This is a genomic window from Atopobacter sp. AH10, assembly GCF_003664595.1.
Taxonomy (GTDB): Bacteria; Bacillota; Bacilli; order Lactobacillales; family Aerococcaceae; genus Atopobacter.
Genome location: NZ_QXPZ01000009.1, coordinates 1 through 23343, shown reverse-complemented (window position 1 = coordinate 23343; position 23343 = coordinate 1). Strand labels below are relative to the sequence as shown.

At 41.8% G+C, this 23343-nt stretch carries 16 protein-coding genes; 2 read left to right on the top strand and 14 right to left on the bottom strand.

What is annotated here, in order from left to right; all coding sequences use genetic code 11:
- Positions 1-121 precede the first annotated feature (121 nt).
- The 6 genes from D3H64_RS02695 to D3H64_RS02670 form a co-directional block, all read right to left on the bottom strand.
- A complete protein-coding gene (locus tag D3H64_RS02695) occupies positions 122-901 on the bottom strand; it encodes a tyrosine-protein phosphatase (RefSeq protein WP_121564559.1) in 780 nt (259 codons plus the stop codon).
- Positions 902-961: 60 nt separating this feature from the next.
- Complete coding sequence (locus D3H64_RS02690; RefSeq protein WP_121564557.1) at positions 962-1675, bottom strand: CpsD/CapB family tyrosine-protein kinase; 714 nt, start codon at positions 1673-1675, stop codon at positions 962-964.
- A gap of 11 nt (positions 1676-1686) precedes the next feature.
- Positions 1687-2463, bottom strand: a complete 777-nt coding sequence (locus D3H64_RS02685) for a YveK family protein (protein ID WP_158589201.1) — start codon at positions 2461-2463, stop codon at positions 1687-1689.
- 65 nt (positions 2464-2528) lie between these two features.
- Positions 2529-3560 (bottom strand): LCP family protein, encoded by a 1032-nt coding sequence (locus tag D3H64_RS02680; protein ID WP_233554867.1) that lies wholly within the window; start codon positions 3558-3560, stop codon positions 2529-2531.
- Between the two features lie 525 nt (positions 3561-4085).
- On the bottom strand, positions 4086-5084 hold the full coding sequence (asnA, locus tag D3H64_RS02675; protein ID WP_121564553.1) for an aspartate--ammonia ligase: 999 nt from the start codon (positions 5082-5084) through the stop codon (positions 4086-4088).
- Positions 5085-5573: 489 nt separating this feature from the next.
- Entirely contained in the window at positions 5574-6350 is a 777-nt protein-coding gene (locus D3H64_RS02670) for a peptidoglycan amidohydrolase family protein (protein WP_121564551.1), read from the bottom strand.
- A gap of 769 nt (positions 6351-7119) precedes the next feature.
- Between D3H64_RS02670 and D3H64_RS02665 the strand changes: the two genes are divergently transcribed.
- Positions 7120-8280 carry an NADP-dependent malic enzyme gene (locus D3H64_RS02665; RefSeq protein WP_121564549.1) on the top strand — a complete coding sequence of 387 codons (1161 nt, stop codon included), beginning with the start codon at positions 7120-7122 and terminating at the stop codon, positions 8278-8280.
- A gap of 375 nt (positions 8281-8655) precedes the next feature.
- Here D3H64_RS02665 and epsC read toward each other — a convergent pair whose 3' ends face one another.
- The 6 genes from epsC to D3H64_RS02630 all read right to left on the bottom strand — a co-directional run bounded on the left by epsC (position 8656) and on the right by D3H64_RS02630 (position 16598).
- A complete protein-coding gene (epsC, locus tag D3H64_RS02655; RefSeq protein WP_121564545.1) occupies positions 8656-9222 on the bottom strand; it encodes a serine O-acetyltransferase EpsC in 567 nt (188 codons plus the stop codon).
- A complete protein-coding gene (gene cysK / locus D3H64_RS02650) occupies positions 9209-10129 on the bottom strand; it encodes a cysteine synthase A (protein WP_199700123.1) in 921 nt (306 codons plus the stop codon). The genes epsC and cysK overlap by 14 nt, the downstream gene beginning before the upstream one ends.
- A 477-nt stretch (positions 10130-10606) precedes the next feature.
- Positions 10607-11428: a Cof-type HAD-IIB family hydrolase gene (locus D3H64_RS02645; RefSeq protein WP_121564541.1), complete on the bottom strand. Its 822-nt coding sequence runs from the start codon at positions 11426-11428 to the stop codon at positions 10607-10609.
- A gap of 12 nt (positions 11429-11440) precedes the next feature.
- A complete protein-coding gene (locus D3H64_RS02640; protein WP_121564539.1) occupies positions 11441-13483 on the bottom strand; it encodes a M13-type metalloendopeptidase in 2043 nt (680 codons plus the stop codon).
- 425 nt (positions 13484-13908) lie between these two features.
- Entirely contained in the window at positions 13909-14205 is a 297-nt protein-coding gene (locus D3H64_RS02635) for a helix-turn-helix transcriptional regulator (protein ID WP_121564536.1), read from the bottom strand.
- Between the two features lie 548 nt (positions 14206-14753).
- Entirely contained in the window at positions 14754-16598 is a 1845-nt protein-coding gene (locus D3H64_RS02630) for a heavy metal translocating P-type ATPase (RefSeq protein ID WP_233554868.1), read from the bottom strand.
- Between the two features lie 764 nt (positions 16599-17362).
- Between D3H64_RS02630 and D3H64_RS02625 the strand changes: the two genes are divergently transcribed.
- Positions 17363-18298, top strand: a complete 936-nt coding sequence (locus tag D3H64_RS02625) for an ROK family protein (protein WP_121564534.1) — start codon at positions 17363-17365, stop codon at positions 18296-18298.
- 500 nt (positions 18299-18798) lie between these two features.
- Here the strand turns inward: D3H64_RS02625 and D3H64_RS02620 are convergent, their stop codons facing one another.
- Together D3H64_RS02620 and D3H64_RS02615 are read right to left on the bottom strand one after the other, a co-directional pair.
- Complete coding sequence (locus D3H64_RS02620; protein ID WP_121564532.1) at positions 18799-19440, bottom strand: endonuclease III domain-containing protein; 642 nt, start codon at positions 19438-19440, stop codon at positions 18799-18801.
- A gap of 566 nt (positions 19441-20006) precedes the next feature.
- Positions 20007-23343, bottom strand: a 3337-nt coding sequence (locus D3H64_RS02615; RefSeq protein ID WP_147429887.1) for a putative Ig domain-containing protein, incomplete at its 5' end; no start/stop codon positions are given.

The following is a 23343-nucleotide window of genomic DNA, read 5'->3' as shown; positions in this document are numbered from 1 at the left end:
ACCCATCAACGGCAAAAGTCCAGTGTGTTTTTCAATTTACCTATCAGAAGCATTGCTAGCTACTGCCTATACAAGCAAAGCCCCCACCTATAACTCCCTTAGCAGGGCTGTTTTGTGGAAGCTATAGAAAACCGAATAATTTCTTTTTCTTGTCCATTGGCCGAGCACTAGCTGGATGAAGAATATACATAGCATCTCCATTCACCAAGTTCCTGGCCACTTGGTCAAAGGATTGAACGGCTTCTTTCCCGAAATCTTTATTTAACTGCTTATAAGCCGCCCCTAAAACAAAAGGCCTCTTTTGAGGATCGTGAGCATCTGATCCTAATGTATGCACGAGGCGGGCTTCAATTAAGTCCAAACTAAAGCGTCTGACATCTTTCCCTAAATCCCCTAAAAGAGAAGCCGCAGTTAACTGCCCTAGAACCCCTTTTTCAACAAAGCCTTTGAGGATTTCTGGATCTTTTTGGATAGCGTAGTTTCTTTCAGGATGGGCAATGACCGGCGTTATCCCACGAGCTTGTAGTTGATAAAAGAGCTGGTCTGTGTACTCTGGAACTGTCTGTGTCGGAAACTCAATCAAGAGATAATTTTCTGACACATCGTAAAAGCAAATATCTCCTCGATCGATCCTTTCTGGAATATCCCCAGCAATCCTGATTTCTTGGCCTGGGAATAGGGTTAAATCAATTTTTTCACGTTGCAATCTTTTTTGAAACTCATGGACTAAGAGTTCCACTTGAGCTCTTGGGTTCATCCAAGAGCGATTTAAGTGGTGGGGAGTACAGACTATATGAGTCACCCCTTGTTGAACGGCTTCTTTAGCCAATTCAAGTGCTATATCGATCGTCTTTGCCCCATCATCAATCCCTGGCAAAAGATGACAATGGACATCAATCATCTCTATTCTCCCCTTTCACACTCTCTTATCCCACTAAGAAGAGCCAGAAACTGACTCAGCTTATTTCGCTTCACCATAATAATAGTAATGATCGTCCTGCTTATCCACAAAGTTCATGACCGCACCCAAGACATTAGCATTCACTTGTTCTAATAGTTTTGCTGCTTTCTTCACTTCATCTTTGCGAGCTTGGCCGTAAGGAATGACAAAAATCGTCCCATCCGTTTGTGTCGACATGATTTGAGCATCCGTCACTGAAAGAACTGGCGGATTATCAAAAATAATGAGGTCAAAGACTTGTTTCAATTGATCCATAGTATCCACCATCCGTGTCGTAGACAACAACTCAGATGGGTTCGGAGGGATAACTCCACAGGTCAGATAATATAGATTAGGTATGTCGCTCAATTGGATTACTTCATTCAAACTTAATTGGCGATCGGTCAAAAGGTGAGACAAACCCTTCCCATTAGCTTTTTGTAAGACCTTGTGAACAGTTGGACGTCGCATGTCCGCATCCACCAAGAGTACTTTCTTCCCATCATTGGCAAAAGCAGCTGCAAGGTTAGCTGCTAAAACAGATTTTCCTGAACTTGGCCCGGCTGAAGTCACATTTAAGGTTTTCAGCTGGCGATCAACCATGGAGAATTGGATGTTGGTTCGAATCGTCCGAAATTGTTCAGCTACGATAGACGTTGGGTTATTGGCAACGACTATTTCAGATTGTCCGTGTTTCACCCGTGCCTTACTTTTCTTTTTTATCCATAAGCCCATCTTATTTCCTCCTAAACACGATCCCGGCGACTTCTTTGCAAACGTCCGTACTGACTCTTGTCTTCTTTTTGGATTGGCTCTGTTTTGATCACAGAATTTTTACTCTTCAAATCTGAAGAAGAAAACTCTGCCACTTGCCCCAAGACTGGCCAGCCCAATTCATCAGTGATAAATTCTTCACGTTTAACCGTGTTATCCGCCAATTCTTTAATCATGGCATAAAGAACCCCAAGAGCCATCCCTAAGACGATTGCCACTAATAAATTGATCGCTTTCTTTGGAGAAATTGGGTATTTTGGCGCAACGGCTTTAGAAATGATGGTCACATTATCGACTTTCATCATCTTTTTGATTTGCTTATTGAAGACTTTCGCCACTGTATTCGCTAATTCAGCCGCACGTTCTGGGCTTTCATCTGTCACAGAGATAGAGAATACTTGGGAATTGTTTTTAGAATCTACCTTGACTTTGTTTCTTAATTCTTCTGTAGTTTCAGGCGCATTTAATTCTTCTGCAACTGGTTTTAAGACGACATCATTCCGGATCACATCTGAATAAGTATTGATCAACTGTAAACTCGCATTAATATCTTGAGAAAGAACGCTTTGGTCCCTTGCTTCTGTCGAGCGATTGACTAAAATATCCGTTGACGCTTGGTAAATCGGTGTTGCTAAAACGAAGGAATAGACCATGGATAGGAAACCAAAAACAATAGTGGTCATCGCAATCGTCCGAAGATGTTTCTTCAACATTTTCCATAAATCCAGTAATGAGATTTCTTCTGCCATTAATTTATCTGCCTTTCTTCTATATGAAATGTAGTCCATCTATACATCGATTTTATCCGCTCAGATTATTTCAATTGTGCTTTTAAGTTTTGAGAAGCTTCTTTAATGACCTCATCTGGAATGATTTCATAATACACCCCATCGATCATTTGCCCAGACCCTCTCAAGGAACTGTCCTCAACTTTTTTCAAAGAGTGGCGGTAATTTCCATATAGGTCGCGCATTTGAGAAAATTGAAGATTGGTTTGTACGTTAGAACCTAGTGTATTCAAAATTTCTTGATAGTTAGCCAAGTTAGAGAGTGAGGCTAATTTCTTCGTACAAGCTAGAATAATTTCCCTTTGCCTTGCTTGACGACCATAGTCTCCTTGGGGGTCATCGTAACGGTTCCTGACATAAGCCAAGGCCTTTTCTCCATTGAGTTTCACTGCTTGGCCGGCTGTGAAGCTGTGCCCTTCTTGGGTAAAGCTGATGGAAGGAGTCACTTCAATCCCACCGACAATATCTATAATTCCCTCTAAGCCCTTCATATTCACGGCAACATAATAGTCAATAGGGATATCCAATAGGCGTTGAACCGTGTTGATGGATTCGCTTGGCCCTCCAAAAGCGTAAGCGTGATTGATCTTGTCTTTTTTAGCGACCGATCGAATATAGGTGTAGGTGTCACGTGGAATGGATAAAAGCTTAGTTGTTTTTGTCTTTGGATTAACAGTCGCAACGATCAATGTATCCGACCGTCCTTTTTCCGTCCGACCCAATTCACCCGTATCAATCCCCATTAAGAGAAGAGAGAAAGGCTTTTTCCCTTGGCTCAAATCCACTTGATCTTTCCTTTTTTTATCGATGGCAACGGGGTGGTAGATGGACTTAGACGTCCGATCCACATCTAGATAAATCTTCCATACTAGGCTTAAACCCAATAGGATTATAGCGCCAATAAAAAGATAGGCTAGCTTTTTGCCAAAAGATTTTTTTGACCTAGAGCCTTTTCTGTGGCGTTCTTCTCGTTTGCCTAAACTCATCGTTTCCTTGCCATCTCCTTTGTCAGACATTGGATCAACCAATTTTTCTCTATTAACTTCTGTACTGATCAACTGTAATTTTTCCTCTATCTGCTTCCGTACAGTTTAACTAAAAATCCTTCTCTATTAACTTCAGCGCAGATCAACCGAAAGTCATTCTCTATCAACTTCTATACAGATCAACTGTAATTTTTTCTCTATAAACTCCAGTACAGATCAACTGTAATTTTTTCCCTATCTGCTTCCGTACAGTTTAACTAAAAATCCTTCTCTATTAACTTCCGTACAGTTCAACTGAAAGTCCTTCTCTATTAACTTCTGTACAGATCAACTGTAATTTTTTCTCTATCAATTTCTAGCTTGCCTCTTCGCCTTTTCAAAAAAAGGCCAAAACGCAATTCACGACAACATATTTTATCATGAAAGTTTCACATTTTCAAGAGGGTCAGCCCCTGCTACAACAAGTAAAAAAGCCCTCTGAGCAAAAGTTCCAAGGGCTTTTTTTACTATTTATTATGTAGAATAATAAACTATTGGTTCTTTCATTAATAATTTTGTGGCAGGCCCCTACTTACTTTTCTAAGGACTCTACTTGCTTTAGAGTAATATAATGCCTTGTTCTTTCGCAGCAAGCTTCGTATCCTTATCCCAAATTCCGGCTTGAACTTCCCCGATATGGCTCTTTTCCAAGAAGAACATGCACAATCTGGACTGCCCAATCCCGCCACCAATCGTAAAAGGCAGGCGTTCATTCAATACATCTTGATGGTAAGGTAGACTCTCTCTATCCGTCTTGCCATCTTTTTCCAATTGCGTCTTTAAGGACTCTTTAGACACACGGATCCCCATACTGGACAATTCAAAAGCTCGCCCTAAAACCTCATTCCAAAAAAGAATGTCCCCATTCAAAGTCCAATCGTCATAGTCTGGACTCCGGTCATCATGTTTATCTCCTGAAGCCAAAACATCCCCAATTTCTTCAATGAAGACGGCTTTCTTTTCTTTCGTAATCGCATCTTCACGCTCTTTAGGAGAAAGGTCTGGGTAGCGATCTTCTAATTCTTGGCTGCTGATAAAGAAAATTTCTTCTGGCAATTTTTTAGTCAAGACATAAGGATAAACGTGATTAATATAATTTTCTGTCGTTTTAAAAACTTCAAAAATTTCTTTAACAACTAATCGGAGGTAGTTTTTGTTACGATCTTCTTTTTGGATGATCTTTTCCCAGTCCCATTGATCAACATAAATCGAATGAAGAGGGTCTAAACTTTCATCAGGTCTTATGGCATTCATGTCTGTATACAAACCTTCGTAAGTATGGAAACCATATTCTTTCAAGGCATTTCTCTTCCATTTAGCTAGAGACTGTACAATTTCTACCTTCATTTCACCCTTATTCACGGTAAAATTCACTGGTGTTTCTACGCCTGAGAGATTATCATTCAAGCCGGTTTCCGGTCTCACCATCAAAGGAGCTGAAACTCTGGCTAAGTTCAAGGTATTGGCTAATTCTTGTTGGAAATAATCCTTCAAGGTCTTGATCGCCAATTGTGTTTCTTTTAGATCCAAACTTGTTGCGTTTGAGTTATTTCTCATTTTATCCACCACTTCATTCATCTGCTTTTTTGCAGATTTTATTCGTTATTCCAAGTTTCTCCTATAAAAAGCGATAAGTATATGATATTTTTATTCTTTTCTTACCATCTTTTAATAAAAAACTGTTTTAATTGTACTCAAAAAGCCAATCTTTGTCAAAGATCGGCTTCTGCTAACTCTAGTCTTTTTTAAACTTTCCCCTAGGCGCTTAGCCTTAAAATTCTGGGTGCATCAACCACTTTCAAAAAATCAGGCTAATTCCCCAATACTATTTTCCTTTACCCAATACTACTTGTTTTTCCCCAATACTATTTTCCTTCTCCAATAGCTATTTTCCTTTTCCCAATAGCTACTTTCTTTCTCCAATAGCTACTTTCTTTCTCCAATAGCTACTTTCTTTTCCCAATAGCTACTTTCTTTCTCCAATAGCTACTTTCTTTCTCCAATAGCTACTTTCCTTCTCCAATAGCTATTTTCCTTTACCCAATACTACTTGCTTTTCCCCAGTAGCTCAGCGTCCTGTTCCAAGAGCCAGCCTAAATAAACCTTTCCTTTTTTCAAACGAAAGGCTCGCTTAGAGACAGAAACTTGACAGTCAGCCACCGCATCATAGTCGTAAACTTGCCCTAAAACAGCTGGGAGGATCGCTTCTCTTGTTAACCAATGGGTCGCATGTCTGGCTATCCTAAGCTGTCCTGTCGCTCGCCTGACATTTCTTGGCAAGGGCTTTTCACTACTTGTCGCAGGGTCGACATTCCTTTTTAAGGGCTTTTCACTACTTGTCGCTGGTCTAGCATTCCTTTCCAAGGGCTTTTCACACCCTCTCGCCTTTCCACTTGAACCTTCTTGCCGATAGACGTAATAGCCCATAGAATAAGGCAGGCTCGTTTCTTTATCAACAGAGACACCATTCGCCAAGCCATTACAATGAATCACATAGTCATGATCCAGAAAAAGAACGACATGTCCTCCCGCTCCAGCCGATCGTCCCTTTATCCCAAAGATCACAATATCTCCTTTTTCTGCTTCCCATTCCTTGTTAAAAGCTATAAGCTTATACCCTTCTTTTACGAGCAAGGCATGCAAGGTTTCTGTAGATGGCACAAAACCCGCCGCCTTCATCCCCGCCTGACGAAGTGCCCCATAAATCGCTCCAGAGCAATCGGCCGTCCCATCTTTCCCCGTTCTAGACCCTTCCATTGAATAACGTATTCCTTTTTTAGCGAGATGCTTCATATAATTAATCGCTTGATCTGTCTGAATCATTGCTTATTCTCCTTTCTCAAACTAGCAACACTTGCCCCTGATATTTACCCCTTTGTGCTATGCTGACTTCTAATAAACAAAAGCTAACCCCTTTATCCCTATCCCCCATTCATTTATAGACTTTCCCGACTAAGACGCTGGACTTATATTTAAGAAGATCGCCCCCATTGAAGAACCTCTCCATTTATAGGATTTTCCAGTGGACATACTGACCTTATATTCAAGAAGATCGCCCCATTGAAGAACCTCTCCATTTATAAGCTTTTCCAGCGGACATAACTGGCCCTTTATTCAAGAAAAGCTCCCCCATTGAAGAACGCCCCCTCATTTATAGGATTTTCCTATCTTTCTTCTACCTCCCCTCCTCTCCTCCCTTAATAAGTAGCCTGTAACTTTTAAAAAAATGCCATAAAGCATAAGCTATAAATGTAAACCCTATCTTGTTTTTGCTTTTTTCTTCTCTACAAAAAAGTTCGTTTCTTACTTTTTCCAATTATCCTTTTATTGACTGTCAATTTTCTTTCTTATTTATCTCTCATTTTTTCTTTTCCTTCCCTTAGTAAGCGCTTTTACACTTTTCCAGTCTTAAACACTCATTATCCGACTGTTTTATAGGAGTTTTTTCGCCTTTACGCGCTTATTTCTAATCTCTCTCCTATTGACCTTTCCAATAAAAAGGGTCACTATTAAGGTGAAAAATCTGATAGTCAGCTGAACTATATATCAGCTGGCTGATCGCTCATTCGCGATAAAAGAGAGGAGTAATCAAATGGTTAAAGATGTGAATCGTGCAGCTCTAGAACAAGCCGAAAAATTCGGCGGGAAACTGGAAGTCGTCCCAAAAGTCGCCATTAATACTCGTGAAGATTTAAGTATTGCCTATTCTCCAGGCGTTGGTGCTGTTTCATCGGCTATTGCTAAAAATCCTGACCTGGTCTACACCATGACCACCAAGAAAAATACGGTAGCCATCATCAGTGATGGGTCATCTGTTTTAGGTCTTGGGAATATCGGCGCTAAAGCAGCTATGCCTGTTATGGAAGGTAAGGCCGCCCTCTTCAAACGTTTCGCTGATGTCGATGCTGTTCCTATCGTTTTAGATACGCAAGATGTTGATGAAATCGTCCAAGTCATTAAGGCGATCGCCCCAACGTTTGGTGGTATTCATTTGGAAGATATCTCTGCTCCCCGTTGTCTAGAAATCGAACAACGCTTGATCAAAGAATTGGATATTCCAGTCTTCCATGATGATCAACATGGAACGGCGATCGTTGTTTTAGCCGGTGTCTTTAATGCCTTGAAATTGAAAAAACTAGCCCTAGAAGACGCTCGCTTTGTTATCAATGGAGCAGGGGCTGCAGGTTTAGCGATCACTCGAAAACTCCTCTATGCAGGGGCTAAGCATGTCATCGTTTGCGATAAGGTCGGTATTTTAAGCGAAGATCAAGCTGAGAATTTACCAGCCCACCATGCAGCTATTGCTAAAGAAACGAACCAAGAACACCGCCATGGGACTTTACAAGATGCCCTAGTTGGCGCTGATGTTTTCATTGGTGTTTCTGCTCCTGGTGTCTTAAAAGCTGAATGGATTAGTAGCATGAACGATAAAGCTGTTATCTTTGCTATGGCTAATCCAGATCCAGAAATCTATCCAGACGAAGCTTTAAAAGCTGGAGCTTATATTGTAGGAACTGGGAGAAGCGACTTCCCTAACCAAATCAATAACGTTTTGGCTTTCCCTGGTATCTTTAGAGGGGCACTGGACGCTCGCTCTCGTGACATTACTATCGACATGCAAATCGCTGCAGCTCGTGGGATAGCTAGTCTTGTTTCTGATGATGAACTGGCTCCAGACCATATCATTCCTGATGCCTTTAAAGAAGGGGTCACAGAAGTCGTTGCCGAAAGTGTTCGTCGTGCTGCTCAATAAATCATTAGTCAAGCAAGATAAGCCTTAATCAAGTTATCCTCATGTATACATGGATCAGTCTAAAAATATAGAGCTGGTAGAAGTAGCTGAAGAACTTATCCTCATGTATACATGGATCAGACTAAAAATATAGAGCTGGTAGAAGTAGCTCAAGAACTTATCCTCATGTATAAATGAGTCAGCTATAAACTGACTCTTTGAAAGCTCTAAAATCCCCTTGCATGAGGAAATCCAATATAAAGAAGCACAAAAAGCCCAAGGATTCGGTAAATAATCACCAAACCCTTGGGCTCTTTTTTTATGGAATTGCTCACTAGATCTTTACTTTCTATCCAAAACGTTCTGCGCTTTTTTATGGGGTCGATTAGTAACTCCTTACTCTTCTCTTTCATCCCCGTCATGCGGGATAATTTTCGCTGGAACACCTACAGCTGTTGCATAGGCCGGCACATCTTCTAAAACCACTGCTCCAGCTCCAATACGTGCATGATGTCCAATCGTAATATTGCCTAAAATAGTTGCTCCTGTCCCAATCAAGACATGATCTTCAATGGTTGGATGTCTTTTAACGCCCTTTGTTTGACCAACCCCTCCTAGGGTAACGCCATGATAGATCAGAACATGTTCGCCGACAATTGCCGTTTCCCCAATCACCACGCCCAGTCCATGGTCAATAAAGACCGTATCAGCTAACTGAGCCCCTGGGTGTATCTCTATACCCGTCTCACGTCTAGATTGTTCTGCAATTCGTCTAGCTTCAAATTTTTCCCCTTTGAGGTAAAGTAAGTGAGCTATATCATGATCCATTAAGGCTTGTAGCCCAGGATAGAGTTCATACACTTCACGTGGGCAGGTCGCTGCAGGATCTTTTCGATAAATTTCTTCTGCAACTGCCATCCAACGTTCACTAAGAAAAGATGACTCTTCCTTAGTTATTTCCATTCCCATACACTCCTGACGATAGGTAGCGTTCCCCAGTATCTGGGAAGACTACCACAACTTTCTTCCCATGACCTAATTGCTTAGCCAATCGTTTAGCTGCTACTAAGTTCGCTCCAGATGAAAATCCAGCCAAAATGCCATAATCCCGAGCAATACGGGCTGCTTCATCCAAGGCTTCTTCATTAGTCACCGTCGCCACTTCATCCAAGACCTCACGATCTAAAATATCTGGGATAAAGTTAGCGCCGATCCCTTGAATTTTGTGTGGACCTGCTTGACCTTTCGTCAATAGAGGAGAGCTTTCTGGTTCTACCCCCCAAACAACAACCTGTTCATTATGAGCTTTGAGAGCATGTCCTACTCCAGTCACTGTTCCCCCAGTCCCAATTCCTGCTACAAAGCCATCCACATCCGGAAGCTCGGCAATAATTTCTGGTCCAGTGGTTTCTTCATGAGCTTTCACATTAGCCGGACTAACAAATTGCCCGAGAATAGGCGCATGGTATTCTTCCGCAAGAGCCAAAGCTTTATCTTTTGCTCCCTTCATTCCTTCTGACCCTTTAGTCAACACAATTTCTGCCCCATAAGCTTGGATCAGCTGGCGACGCTCTACACTCATTGTTTCCGGCATCGTGATAACAACCCGCAAACCAAGGCCAGCCCCCAACATAGCGAGGGCAATCCCTGTATTTCCAGAGGTTGCTTCCACAATAGTCCCACCTGGCTTTAATTGTCCACTTTCCAACAAACTATCTAGTATATATTTTACTGGACGATCTTTAATTGACCCACCCGGATTTCTAGATTCTAATTTCACATATATATCAGCCTCTTGACCAACTTGAGGTAAGTGAATGAGAGGCGTATCCCCAATAGCTTCAGCAACATTAGAGTAAATCATAGTCATCCTCCTTCAGGGTGATAAATAGTATTAATTGACTATCATTTTACCCTATTGCCCCCATTATGCAAGTAAAATACTTTTATAAAATTTTATAAGCTATTTAAAAATATAGATCATTATCTTCCTAGTATCCAGATGTTAATAGTCCTATCAAGCAATCAGTCATCGTTTATGTTAGCCGTTAATCACTAACATGCTTATTCTAGCCAAGTCCATCTGAAGGCTCAAGCTTATTGCTTCAACTTGCCTGTCTATTCTTTTGCCTTAGCTAGAAGCTGGCGCTCCAGGGGGCAACGTTCTTTCTACACCTTGCCTAGAAGCTGGCGCTCCAGGGGGCAACGTTCTTTCTACACCTTGCCTAGAAGCTACCGCTCTAGTCTCAACTTTTTCTTTACAGCTTAGCGAGTACATACTTCTCTTGTAAGCATATTTCTTTCTACACCTTTCCTAGAAGCTACCGCTCTAGTCTCAACTTTTTCTTTACATCTTAGCTAGTACATACTTCTCTAAGGCTTGAGCGACCCCATCTTCCTTATGGCTAGATGTCACATGAGCAGCTCCTTCTTTCACTTCATCTGGCGCATTCCCCATAGCTACCCCACAGCCTGCAATTTTAAGCATAGGAAGGTCATTAAAATTATCTCCTATAGCCATTGTTTGCTCCAAATCAATGTGGAAGTGCTGGGCTAAATCCCTCAAAGCTTGTTCTTTGGAGACCACTTTATCGGTTACCTCTAAATAATTTTCCTTCGATAAACCCATCACTAGACTGGATAAATTTAAGCCTTGCGCCACTTGTAGGAAGGCCTGAACTTCAGTTGCCTCACCGATAATCAATAATTTATGAATATCCTGTCCTTGACGCACTAAGTCGATTAAGTCGGCAATTTCTGGAGTGAGACCGGTAATGTCAGCCTCTTCCTTGGTCCAGCGATCCCACTTTTTGGCATACCAATGATTATGGCTATAAAGTTGAGGGGAAAGCTCTTTAAAATCTTTTTCTAGATATTCCAACAAAATAAGTAAATCATCACTTGCTAGGCAATGACTTGCCATAAGCTCAGAGCCCTCCAAGGCACTTGATTGAATCAAGGCTCCATTATAGGCCACAAGAGGGTGATGACTAACGCCTAAGCTTTTAGAAATTTCAGTCATCCCCATTGGTGGTCTTGCTGAAGCCAAAGCAAAAACTATTCCCCTTGCTTTAACATTTTCTAAAGTTTTCACCAAACGACTGCTTATTCTATGTTGATCATCCAAAATAGTTCCATCTATGTCAGAAACAATCAATTGAATCGCCATCCTAGGCCTCCTTTACCAGAAAATAATACGATCTTTAGGGTCACGGTACATAGGGTCGCCCTTCTTCACCCCAAATGTTTCATAGAATTCATCAAAATTCGTGATCGGAATATTGGTGCGCAATTTATCTGGAGCGTGTTCATCCAAGACTAAAAGGCTATTTGCATAAGCTTTCCGGCTTTTTGTTGCCCAAGACCTGGCATAAGACTTAAAGTAGGCCTTGTAATCAGGATTTTTTTCATCTTTCATCGCCACTAAAGTAACGGCTAAACCACCATTATCGGCTATATTTTCCGCTAGAGTGAATTTTCCATCTACTTTACCGCCATAAATTTTTATGCCATCAAACTGAGCAACCATCCGTTTCGTCCGTTCCTGGAAGGCTTTGTAATCCTCTTCCTTCCACCAATCTTTCAAAGCCCCATCTGCATCATATTCCGCACCATCAGGATCGAAAGCATGGGACAATTCATGACCGATAGTCGCCCCAATACCTCCCCAATTAGCTGAGGCTGACCGATTTGGATCATAGTAAGGGGCTTGAAGCATCCCTGCAGGAAGGCAAATCAAATTATCATTGGATGAATAATAGGCATTGACTTCATAGGAATTCATTTCCCATGAACCCCGATCAGCTTTTTCACCATAACCTTCAAAGTCAGATGCTTGCGATAAACGTTGCATCATTTTAGTGTTTTCAAAGAAAGATTTATGCGGATCAATTTGATAACCACTCGTTAAATCACTATACATATCAGGATAGCCCACCAAAGATGTCATCTTGTCCATCTTTTCAATTGCTTTTTGGCGAGTTTCCGGACTCAACCATTCTGTCTTTGCGAGGCGTTTCTTGTAAATGGCGATCAGTTTATCCACCATTCCTTGAACGTCTTGCTTGGCTTTTTCACCAAAATATTTCTTCCCATAATCTACTGACAAAACATCTGAAAATTGGTCTGTTACGATACCAAAAGCCTTGGATTCTTTATCAGTTGGATCAGATAAACCTTGTTGCGCCAAATCCATTTTTTCTCCCAAAGCACTAATGTCATCCGATAAATATGGAGCTGCCTCTCTAGCTTGTTTCACTAAGATCCAAGATTTTAATTGAGCGAAATGTTCTTGACTCATGAGCGTTTTAAGCCCTTTCGCAAACATCAAATCATCCACATTGATTTTTTGAGGATTCTTGCCCAGCAATTTTTCCATAACGTCCATCAAGGAAAAAGTATCTGTCCATTCATGCACTTGCCCCGGTGTCACTTCCATCATATTTTCACTGGACTTGCGGCGTTTTTCACTAGGCGTCCTAAAGCTAGCCATCAGTTCATCATAGGCTATGGCTCCCTTTACATGTTTTTCTGCCACTTTCTTGCTGTAGCCCATTTTTTCCAACATAGCAGTGGTTGAACTTTCAAATACCTTCAACAATTGAGCAGCCTTTTTATGGCCTTTTTTATAGTAAGAGGTGTCTGGCAAGATTAAATCTCCTGAATTAATCAGCACTTGATTGGTCGTAGGATCTTTCAAGCCTGCTGTCACTTGTACACTAAATGGCAAAGGCCGACCTTCTTTCATCCATTGAACCAACTGATCCGATAAAGCTTGACTGTCAGATAAAGCTTCAATTTTCTTCAAATAAGCTTGAACTGGCTTTGCTCCTTCTTTATCTCGTCGTTTAAAATCGTAAGCCAGGTCATAATAGGCCAATAATTGTTTTTGTTCATGATTCAGGTCTTTTTTATCTGCATCCATATAATCTTGTATTAAACTTTCCAGACGGTCGTCAATCTTACTGGAGGCTTCATTCGCCACCCCGTCTGTCACTTCACCCGGATCCAATTTCACTTTTTTTAAATAGTCGCCATTCACCGCTTCATAAAAATCTTCTCGGTAACTGACTTTCTTATCTTTTTTTACTTCTTGCTTTTCTTCCGCCTTGGCCAAGACTGGACTGGGATTCGGTACTGTCCCAATTAAAAGCAGCGTAGCCGTCAAACTAACTACACCAATCCCCAAACGAGCCGTTAAACTTGGCATGTGTTTTTCCTTCATTCTTCTATCCTTTCTCAACTCTGCTATTGCAAGATTTTTTGGCAGTACATAGCTATTTTTACAGAAAATTTTGTGGTGTGGGCATGTCGCTCTTGTGTCGCTATTCTAATCATCTACAGTGGCTAGTCTTGCGCCCTCTTCTAATCGCTTGTGGAGGCTCCTCTTCCTTGAGTCAGCCTCTATTGTTGCAACAGGTTCTCTTGTGGCGCTATTCCTACTGCTTGTAGAAACTAGTCTTGTATAGCTATTCCTACTGCTTGAACAAGGTAACTTACTTGCGCCACTCTCTATAGATTTCACAAGCTAATCTTGTGGCGATATTCCAATCGTCTATACCCACTCATCGGACTAACATCAGTTCTTCCATCTACGCAAGAAAGCTTACCCAATTTAAAGAGTAAGCCTTTCTTTTTTCCATTATTCGTCTATTCGTCAGCACTTTCTCTGGCATGTTCAAGAGCTAAATTTAAGAAATCATACACATGGCGATCTTCTGGAGAATAGACAATACTTCGCCCATCCCGATGTGTTTTTACCAAACGATAATCTCTCAAGACCTTCAATTGATGGGATACAGCTGATTGTTCTGCTCCCAACATCTCACAAATGGCGGTCACATTAGCGTCTTGATCTTTCAAAAAATTCATAATGGCTAAACGAGAGGGATCCCCTAAAACTTTCAACATTTTCGCCGCACGACGAATGCTCTCATCATTTTTCATCAATACCAATCTCCTTTATTCTGTTATGGTTGTCAATAGTATGTTCATTGTAACTGCCTGACCTTCTTTTCCTAGCGTTCTTTGAAAAGAGTCAATCTACCAGCTACTTTACTTATTAGCATACCACGTTTTACCATTAATAGGAATGGTGACGGTTTAGTTTTGTCTATTCTCTATAAAAAAGAGGGAGCTAAACCTAACCCCCTCACAGACGACTAGTCATTGTCTTTGTCAAAGGATAAAGGAAAGCTCACTCTTTTGTGACCCCTTAAGGCTTTTTTTATCTTTGTGCAGGCATGTACGTTTTTTTGCAGGCATGCTCGTTGAAAATCCTAGCAGATATCCTATCCATTTTACATGTAACGATGGATGAAATTTCGATCAAATGTCCTACCCATTTTACATGTAACGATGGATGAAATTTCGGTCAGGTGCCTTATCCATCCTACATGTAACGATGGATGAAATTTCGATCAGGCACACCCTATTCCTTCAGATATCAATGAATGAAACTTCACTCAGAGGTTCAATCAATCCTTACTGAACGCTTATTTTCTAGCCAATAAGCGCAAGCCGTTTAAGATGACGACTAGGGTGGATCCTTCGTGAACAATCACAGAAATAGTCATATCTGCTTTACCTAATAAGCTAACCGTTATCAAGAAAGCCACGACTCCTAAAGCAAAAAGGACGTTTTGAAGGATAACTTTTTTCATTCGTTTAGCTACACGGTGGGCACTCACTAGTTTAGATAAGTTGTTTTGCATGATCACTAGGTCAGAGACTTCAATAGCTGCATCCGTCCCATCTCCCATGGCAATCCCTACATCAGCTTTCACTAAGGCCGGAGCATCATTCACGCCGTCACCAACCATTGCCACTTTTCCATAAGACTTTTGTAAGTCTTCCACTAATTTGGACTTATCTTCTGGTAAAACATCTGCTTTGACTTCATCTACTCCTAATTCCTTGGCAATGGCTTCAGCTGTTAAGGCAGCATCTCCAGTGATTAAGGTCGTATGAATGCCTTGCTCCTTAAAGTAATGAATAGCAGATTTCGCATGTTGGTTCGGCAAATCCATTAGCGCAATCGCCCCAATAACTGCTTCATTTTTAGCGAAATAAACCACTGTCTTTCCTTCTTTAGACCACTCGTCCTTTAAGCGGTTGATCTCTTCAGGTACTTGTTGGAATGAACTAGCTTTCCCAATACGGTAAACACTTCCCTTGTAGTGACCTAGTAAACCTTGGCCAATTTGATTTTCGACAGGGATCAGCAATTTTTCACTTGCTTCAAAATAGTTCACCATAGCCTCTGCTAAAGGATGATTCGATTCTTTTTCCAAAGCGACTAAAACATCGATCAAATCTTGTTGCTTTTGACCTTTCATAAAGTAAGCATTAGTTACTTCAGGTTTCCCCTTGGTTAAGGTACCGGTCTTATCACAGGCAATAGCTTTAATCTCTGAAAGATGAGAAAGATAGCTCGACCCCTTGGAAAGAACTCCTTCCCGAGCGAGATTAGAGCTTGCAGACAAGGTAACTGACACTGTCGCTGCAGCTAAAGCACAAGGAGAAGCAGCTACTAATAAGACCAAGCCCCTATAAATAGAGTAGGTATAGGAACAATGCATTACTAAAGGACAAACTAGCATAAATATCCCGATAGCTAGTAATACAGCTTTCACATAAACGGGTTCGTAGCGTTGGATCAGCGTTGCCGTTTTCGTTTGATGATTTTTATTTTTTTCCACCAATTGCAAGATTTTCGCAAAAGTCGTCTCAGAACTCTCTTTAGTCACTTCTACAGTCAAGCTCCCTTTGCCATTGATGGTCGAAGCGTAAACAGCATCTCCTGGCACTTTTTCACGTGGAATGCTTTCTCCAGAAATAGCCGATTCATCCACACTCGTCCGCCCAGTCAAGATCAGCCCATCAATAGGAATTTGATCGCCATTCAAGACTTTAACCCGATCCCCTAGGCGTAATTCACTCACTTCAACTTCTCGAATCGTTCCGTCCGTTTCAATCTTCCGCGCTGTAGTCGGTGTCATTTCCATTAAACGACTGATTTCACGTTTACTCTTACCTTCTGCGTATTCTTCTAAAAAATGTGCCCCAGAAAAGATCAGCATGAGCAAAGTAGCTTCCCAATAAGAGCCAATCAAAACAGCCCCAATCGCTGCTAAACCCATTAAAATATGAGAATTAGGCGTAAATTTCCCACGAGCCTTCGATTGGGCGATGGTATCTTCAACCCCTTCGATCACCGCTACATGGTAACCAGCGACTATTGCGCCAACAACGAAGAATATATTGGAAAGTGCCGTATGAGGCATAAGCCAACCCAACAAAGCTAAACTTAATCCCACCGCATACATCACAAGTGGCATCTTACCATGTTGGTGGTCGTGCGCGTGATCATGAGCATGGTCGTTGGAATGACCTTCGTGATCGTAAGCATGATCGTGAGCATGGCCAATACGCTCGTACTTGTGGACTTGAGCTCCATCAAGCTCCCCACGTTGGTGATCATGAGCACTGTCACAGGAATGGTTTTTTGCAGTCCGCCCAGCTAAATAAGCCTCATGACAACAAACGGCAGACGCCTCCGCTCTTGATCCTTTATAGTGATTTTCAAATTTTTCTTCATGGTTATGACCGGCTAATACATGTTGGCGCAAAGCATTTAAAGCTCCCAAGCCCCATTTAACCTTCTTACTTTCTTCCATTTTAATCGCCCCCATTTTTTAGCCTTTTCCTTTTTCAGAAACAAGTGAAAATCGCATGTAAATCGTTATGAATTCGTTTTGTATGATCTCCTTGTCATATGTTTCTAAATTCATACTACCAAGTTTTATCTAAAAGGTCAAGCCCTATTCCCATTTATTGATGAGAATTTTTTCAAATGTCCATTTTATAGGGAAGTGAACCAGCTATTACAGAAACACGCTAAAATATGATCGTTGAAATTGTAGACCGGCTTATCGTAAGTGAACCAGCCATTACAAAAACGTGCTAAAATAGTTTAGTAGTAAGCGTCTTCTTTTAAGGAAAAAGGAGGAATGGAGATGTACGTCGGAATTGATTTAGGAGAAAAAAGGAGGAGTGGAGATGTACGTCGGAATTGATTTAGGAGAAAAAAGGAGGAGTGGAGATGTACGTCGGAATTGATTTAGGAGGAAGCTATCTAAAATATGGTCTGGTCAGCGAAAACGGTGACATTCTGGATAAAAACGCCCTCAAAAGCCCTCATCATTTAGCTGATTTTTATACCACTATTGAAACTATCGTCCACCACTACCAAGAAAAAGGTCTTATAAAAGGCATTGGGATTTCTAGCCCTGGGATCATCCGTCAAGATGGCACCATGCTTTTATCAGGCGCTCTCAAATCCTTTGTCGGAGCCAACTATCCAAAAGAATTGGAAAGGCGTTTACATTTACCTACTCGAGTGGAAAACGATGGAAACTGTGTCGCTATAGCCGAAAAATGGTTAGGAAACGCCAAGAACCTGAGCGATTACATTTGCGTGGTCATCGGCACTGGTGTAGGTGGGGGAATTGTCGTCAACGACCGTCTTTACCGTGGAGGACGAGGAATGGCTGGAGAATTCGGCCTAATGATGATTGACAAGTTGCCACAAGATGAAGATCTAGAAATGGTTTCTCTCAACAAACGTGCTGCAGTCGTTGGGGGCTATATAAGGCGTTACAATGAAGCCGTCCTCAAAAATGGCCATCCTGAATCTTGTGTAGAAGATGCTCGTCTCCTGTTGCAACGAGCGGAGGAAAATGACCCCTTAGCCCTCACTTACACAAAAGCTTTCATCACTGATTTAGCAGTCGGTTTAGTCAATATCATCGCTGCCTTTGACCCTCAAGTTCTCCTTCTAGGGGGTGGCATCAGTGAAAATGAGAGCTTCTTCCAGCTCCTTGAAAAAGAAATCCATCGCCTTATAAAAGAGCATGCTACCCTACATCTCCTTGAAAGTATTGGCCTCCCTCCTGTCCGACCTGCCAAGCTTCACAACAATGCTGGTTTACTTGGAGCTGTCTATCTTGTTAAAGAAGCGGTAGAAGGGACAAAGTAAAGCCTTAGATTTTGGTCAGGCAGAGGGAAATAGTAGAGCTACTGTAAAAATAATGATGGGCTAGTAAAGTATTGGATTTTGATCCTCCATATGGAATAGTGTAGCTACTGTAAAACTACTGATGGGCTAGTAAGGTATTGGATTTGGGTCCTCCATATGGAATAGTGTATCTACTGTAAAAAAATAACGATGGACTTTTAAAGCCTTGGATTTGGGTCATACAGGTCCGCACAGCTCTATTTCTCAACCTTTCCAAACAGGTCTATTCCTAAATTTTTCCAAACAGCTCTATTTCTCAATATTTCCAAACAGCTCTACGCTAAAACAAAAAGTGTATCCTAGCCTACCCTGCTTTTGATTTTATCCTCAAGCAGTGGTGAAGATACACTTTTCTTATTTGCCCTTTATTTGACGAGGGAACTTCCCCGATTCCCCTTCTCTACTGATATTTGACGAGGAGACTCCCCCTATTATCTTTCTCTACTAACCATACTGTTTCCTTAATTGTCCTTTAGTAAGTCAGTCTGAATCAACTTGACCATTTTTTCTCGCTCTTCAGTTGGCAACTTGCCCCATTCATCAATCAAACCATGAAATTCTTGAGCATCAGTAACCGTCATTGTTTTAGGTAACTGGATCTCTTTCGCTAATTGTCCGTATGTTTTATAATTCGTCCCCTTCAAAGTTCCAAACAATCTCCTCGCATAGCTATCCGACACAAAAATTGCTTGTTCAAAGACATAGAGGAGGAGCACATCTGCCGTTTCCTCACCCACTCCCCGTAAAGACAAGAGTTCCTTGCGCAAACGCTCTTGATATAAAGTTAGAATCGCCCTATCGTCCCAGTGATAACGATTAAACCAATCCATGACAAGCAAAATAGATTTAGCCTTATTCTTATAAAAGCCTGCTGGTCTGATCAACTCTTCCAAATCTTCAAGGGGAATTTTGGCAACTTGGTAAGGATCAAAAGACGAGTGCTTTTTTAATTGAGACAAAGCTTTTTCCACATTCTTCCAACTAGTATTTTGGGTCAGAATGGCTCCAAGGACTATTTCTGGTTTAGAATCTGCAGGCCACCAATTTTGCGGTCCTAATTCTTTAAGAAGAGTCTGATAAATCTCTGTTAATTCTTCTTTCATCCCTATCTCCTTCTTGTGTGTGTTAGCCTAGCACTGAAAAAGCCCAGCATTAACTGGCTGGCAGAAAGTTAATCGCCAACAAAGCCCTACGCTAACTGGCTGGCAGAAAGTTAATCGTCGAAAAAGTCCAACGCTAACTGGCTGGCAGAAAGTTAATCGTCGAAAAAGTCCAACGCTAACTGGCAGAACATCTTGTCTACTAGATATTTGTTATGGTCTGTTTGCCCTACCTAGACTTCTTTGCTAGAACCTGCTTACCCTACCCTGCCACTAGAGTCATGCTGTTTGGATCAAAATTTACTACTTTCGGCCATATGGTAAACTTCCGGTCAAATTCGCCTAAGTCTATGTCCTTCTTAGATATTATACCCCAAAAAGCCTACCGAGCTCTTGCCCGATAGGCTTTTCTTTCGATGATGCTGGTTAAATAGCGTCATCTTAATATAGTTCTATACACCAACTTGCGCTAAGCATTTCGACTAGCAGGTAAGCTCAAATCATCCTTTCTTTATGTCTGCTGTCCTATATTTAAACGCTACATTAGCACTAGTCGGTACATGCCTTTGTTAATCTTCCTTCTTTCTATACACTGTCCCACCTAGTAAACCAATAGCTAAAGCTGCTGCTCCTATCAAGCTCATTTGATCTGATGAACCTGTTTGAGGAAGCATAGTTCTTCCTTCTGTTACCGCACTTGGCACTTCAGGTGTTACAGGATTTTCTGGAAGTTCTGGCTTATCTGGTGTTGCTTCTGGTTTAGAAGGTACTTCTGGTTCAGCTGGCTTTTGTGGCTGTGCTGGCTCTTCTGGTTCAGGCAATGGTTCTGGTTCTGGTTCTGGTTCTGGCTTAGGTTCAGGAACAGGATCTGGAGTGCATTCCGGTGTTGGCACTGGTTCTGGTTGCGGTTGTGGTTCTGGTTGTGGTTGTGGCTGTGGTTCTGGTTGTGGTTTGTCAGGCGTAGCCCCTTTCACACGATAAATCGTGATCGAGTCTTTGGCTTGATAAGTCTTGCCGTCAACGTTATAGACCGTTACCACAATTGGATAAGTCCGTTCCATTTCGCCATCTTTCCAGTCGTTAATCTTAGCCGTACCCGTAATTCGGTTTGCCACTGGATCAAAAGTGAGACCCTCCGGCAACTTGCCTTCTAGAACATAGTAAGGAGCTGTGCCAGGCACAATGCCCGTATGCTTATCTGGCTGAGGGGAACTTGGTGGTGTCGGGGTTGGGTCGCCGTCACTGCGTTCAACCACAATCTGACTATTAGCAACTGCTTGACTACCATCCGGATTGTAGACGGTTATCTTAATCGGAATGACCCGTTCCATTTCACCATCGTGCCAATTCGTTACTTTAGCAACTCCAGCGATACTAGCCGTAGCTGGATCAAAAGTCATCCCTTCAGGCAATCCTTCTAAGATATAGTAAACACCATCCATCCCTTCAATTCGAGTCGTTGATTCCGGTAAAGCATGACTTTCAGCAGACCGATCTGTGACTGGTTTTGCTTCTTCCAAAGTTTCTTTTTCAAAGCTAACCTCTTCTAATGGATGTTTTTCAGTAGGATTTGCTAGTTCAAGCATTTCCGCTTTATCCGCCTCTCTTGTGTCTCCATCATAGTAAGTTGCTTTATCTTCTACTACTGGTGACAGTGCTTGATCAGAAAGGCTACGTTTCTTCCTTACTGTTCTTACCGTTGGACTTGCCGTTTCTTCAACCTTCACTGGTTCAAACTTGAGTTGAATTGGTTTGATTTGTGTCCCATCTTTATAACGTTTCTTGAATGGAAGTGGCTTGTAGTTAATATGGTTGCAAGTACCACATTGATCAGGCGAGCAATCTTTACCATCCTTGCCATCCTTACCGTCCCTACCATCACGACCGTCTTTACCATTGTGGATGACGATGACTTTGCTGGTATCGCCCGTCTTGATGGTGATGGAAGTGATCGAATTGCCCTTGTCATCCTTACCTTCAGTGGTTGTGATTTCAGGAGTTAGACCATCCTTGCCGTCTTGGCCGTCTTTACCCGGAGCACCGTCTTTACCATCCTTACCTGGGGCGCCGTCTTGTCCGTCAGAAATGGAAATGGCATCGCCGTCATTTTCGATTTGACCATCTTTACCATATTTCTTGCGTTGGATAATGATGGTGGTCTTGCCGGTCTTAGGATCTTTGCTGGTGGTGATGGATGGAGTTAGACCATCTTTACCAGGGTCGCCCTTCTTGCCCTTCATGTATTCGATGAAGTCATTTTCGGACTTGTTTTCGTTGCCTGGTTGTTTCTTCCAGATTTCGAAAGCGGATTCGCCGTTTTGACCTGGAGCGCCGTCTTTTCCTGGAGCTCCATCTTTACCATCTTGGACTTTGATTTCTTTGGTTACTTCATTACCCTTGTCATCATACGTCTTGATGGTGATGGTAGTTGTTCCATCTGTACCTTTATCTCCAACAGTAATTTCTGGGGTCTTACCATCCTTACCGTCTTTGACTTCAACGGTCTCAGATTCACCATCAGTAATTTGACCATCTTTACCACGAACTTGTGGGGTTACCGTGATGATGACTCCATCGTTAGCGTCGTTACGTTTGGCACTGATCTTAGGTGTTAGACCATCTTTCCCATCTTTAACCGTGATTTCACCTTTGGCTGGTTTCGTCTTATCTGGTTCGCCTGTCTTTGGATCAACTGGGTAGAACTTGATGGTAGTTGTTCCATCTTTACCATCTTTACCAACGACTGGGGCATAGGTAATACCATCTTTTCCATCTTTACCATTTTGAACGGTAAATTCTTTAATAGTATTGTCTCCCACTTTGATGGTTACTTTAGTGCCTGTTACCTTTTGAGTATCTGGATCTTTGACTACTTCAGTAGTGACTACTGGAGTTTGACCGTCTTTCACTTCAACGGTCTCAGATTCACCATCAGTAATTTGACCGTCTTTACCACGAACTTGTGGGGTTACTGTGATAATCACACCGTCACCGGCTTCATTGCGTTTGGCGCTGATCTTAGGTGCCAAGCCGTCCTTACCATCTTTAACTTTAATTTCACCTTTAGCTGGTTTAGCCTTATCTGGTTCGCCTGTCTTTGGATCAACTGGGTAGAACTTGATGGTAGTTGTACCGTCTTTGCCATCTTTTCCAACGACTGGCGCATAGGTGATACCATCTTTACCAGGATCACCTTTTTCACCGTGTTTGATTTCGATGACTTGGTCAGCTTTACCGTCAACTTTGATGGTGACTTTCTTACCAGTTTCTTTACCTTCGGTATCTTTGACAGATTCCACAGTGATTTCTGGAGTCTTCCCATCTTCACCCTTGACCTTACCAACATCAATTGGATCCGTTTGATCTTTAATGGTAATTAAGAGATGCCCCTCTTTGTCGATAGTTGCGCCAGTAATTGATTTACCATCTTTTCCGTTGGTGATCTTGGCTACTTCGGTGGTCTTCTTAGTTTCTGGATCATAGCTTTGAATGGTAACTGAACCGTCTGAATTCGTCTTGGCAGTAACTGACTTACCATCTTTACCATCTTTCACTTTGATTGGATCACCGTCATTGACGATAGTCTTACCATCTTCACCATATTTCTTCTTCTGAATGATGATAGTAGTCTTACCATTCTGATCTGTTTCAGTAGTGATTTCTGGACTTAGACCGTCTTTACCATTATTTCCGTCTTTACCATCTGTTACCTTGATTGGATCTCCGTCTTTTTCTATGGTCTTACCATCTTTTCCATATTTCTTCTTTTGGATTATGATGGTTACTTTGCCGGTCTTTGGATCTGTTTGGGTGGTGATTTCTGGACTTAGGCCGTCTTTTCCATCTTTACCAGGGTCACCTTTTTCACCGTTCTTGATCTCAAAGGATTGAACTTCTTTGCCATCC

Bases quoted from the DNA above. Each gene is read 5' to 3' on its own strand.
- D3H64_RS02695 (WP_121564559.1), bottom strand. From the start codon at position 901: ATGATTGATGTCCATTGTCATCTTTTGCCAGGGATTGATGATGGGGCA.
- D3H64_RS02690 (WP_121564557.1), bottom strand. From the start codon at position 1,675: ATGGGCTTATGGATAAAAAAGAAAAGTAAGGCACGGGTGAAACACGGA.
- D3H64_RS02685 (WP_158589201.1), bottom strand. From the start codon at position 2,463: ATGGCAGAAGAAATCTCATTACTGGATTTATGGAAAATGTTGAAGAAA.
- asnA (WP_121564553.1), bottom strand. From the start codon at position 5,084: ATGAGAAATAACTCAAACGCAACAAGTTTGGATCTAAAAGAAACACAA.
- D3H64_RS02670 (WP_121564551.1), bottom strand. From the start codon at position 6,350: ATGATTCAGACAGATCAAGCGATTAATTATATGAAGCATCTCGCTAAA.
- D3H64_RS02665 (WP_121564549.1), top strand. From the start codon at position 7,120: ATGGTTAAAGATGTGAATCGTGCAGCTCTAGAACAAGCCGAAAAATTC.
- epsC (WP_121564545.1), bottom strand. From the start codon at position 9,222: ATGGAAATAACTAAGGAAGAGTCATCTTTTCTTAGTGAACGTTGGATG.
- cysK (WP_199700123.1), bottom strand. From the start codon at position 10,129: ATGACTATGATTTACTCTAATGTTGCTGAAGCTATTGGGGATACGCCT.
- D3H64_RS02645 (WP_121564541.1), bottom strand. From the start codon at position 11,428: ATGGCGATTCAATTGATTGTTTCTGACATAGATGGAACTATTTTGGAT.
- D3H64_RS02640 (WP_121564539.1), bottom strand. From the start codon at position 13,483: ATGAAGGAAAAACACATGCCAAGTTTAACGGCTCGTTTGGGGATTGGT.
- D3H64_RS02635 (WP_121564536.1), bottom strand. From the start codon at position 14,205: ATGAAAAATGATGAGAGCATTCGTCGTGCGGCGAAAATGTTGAAAGTT.
- D3H64_RS02630 (WP_233554868.1), bottom strand. From the start codon at position 16,598: ATGCCACTTGTGATGTATGCGGTGGGATTAAGTTTAGCTTTGTTGGGT.
- D3H64_RS02625 (WP_121564534.1), top strand. From the start codon at position 17,363: ATGTACGTCGGAATTGATTTAGGAGGAAGCTATCTAAAATATGGTCTG.
- D3H64_RS02620 (WP_121564532.1), bottom strand. From the start codon at position 19,440: ATGAAAGAAGAATTAACAGAGATTTATCAGACTCTTCTTAAAGAATTA.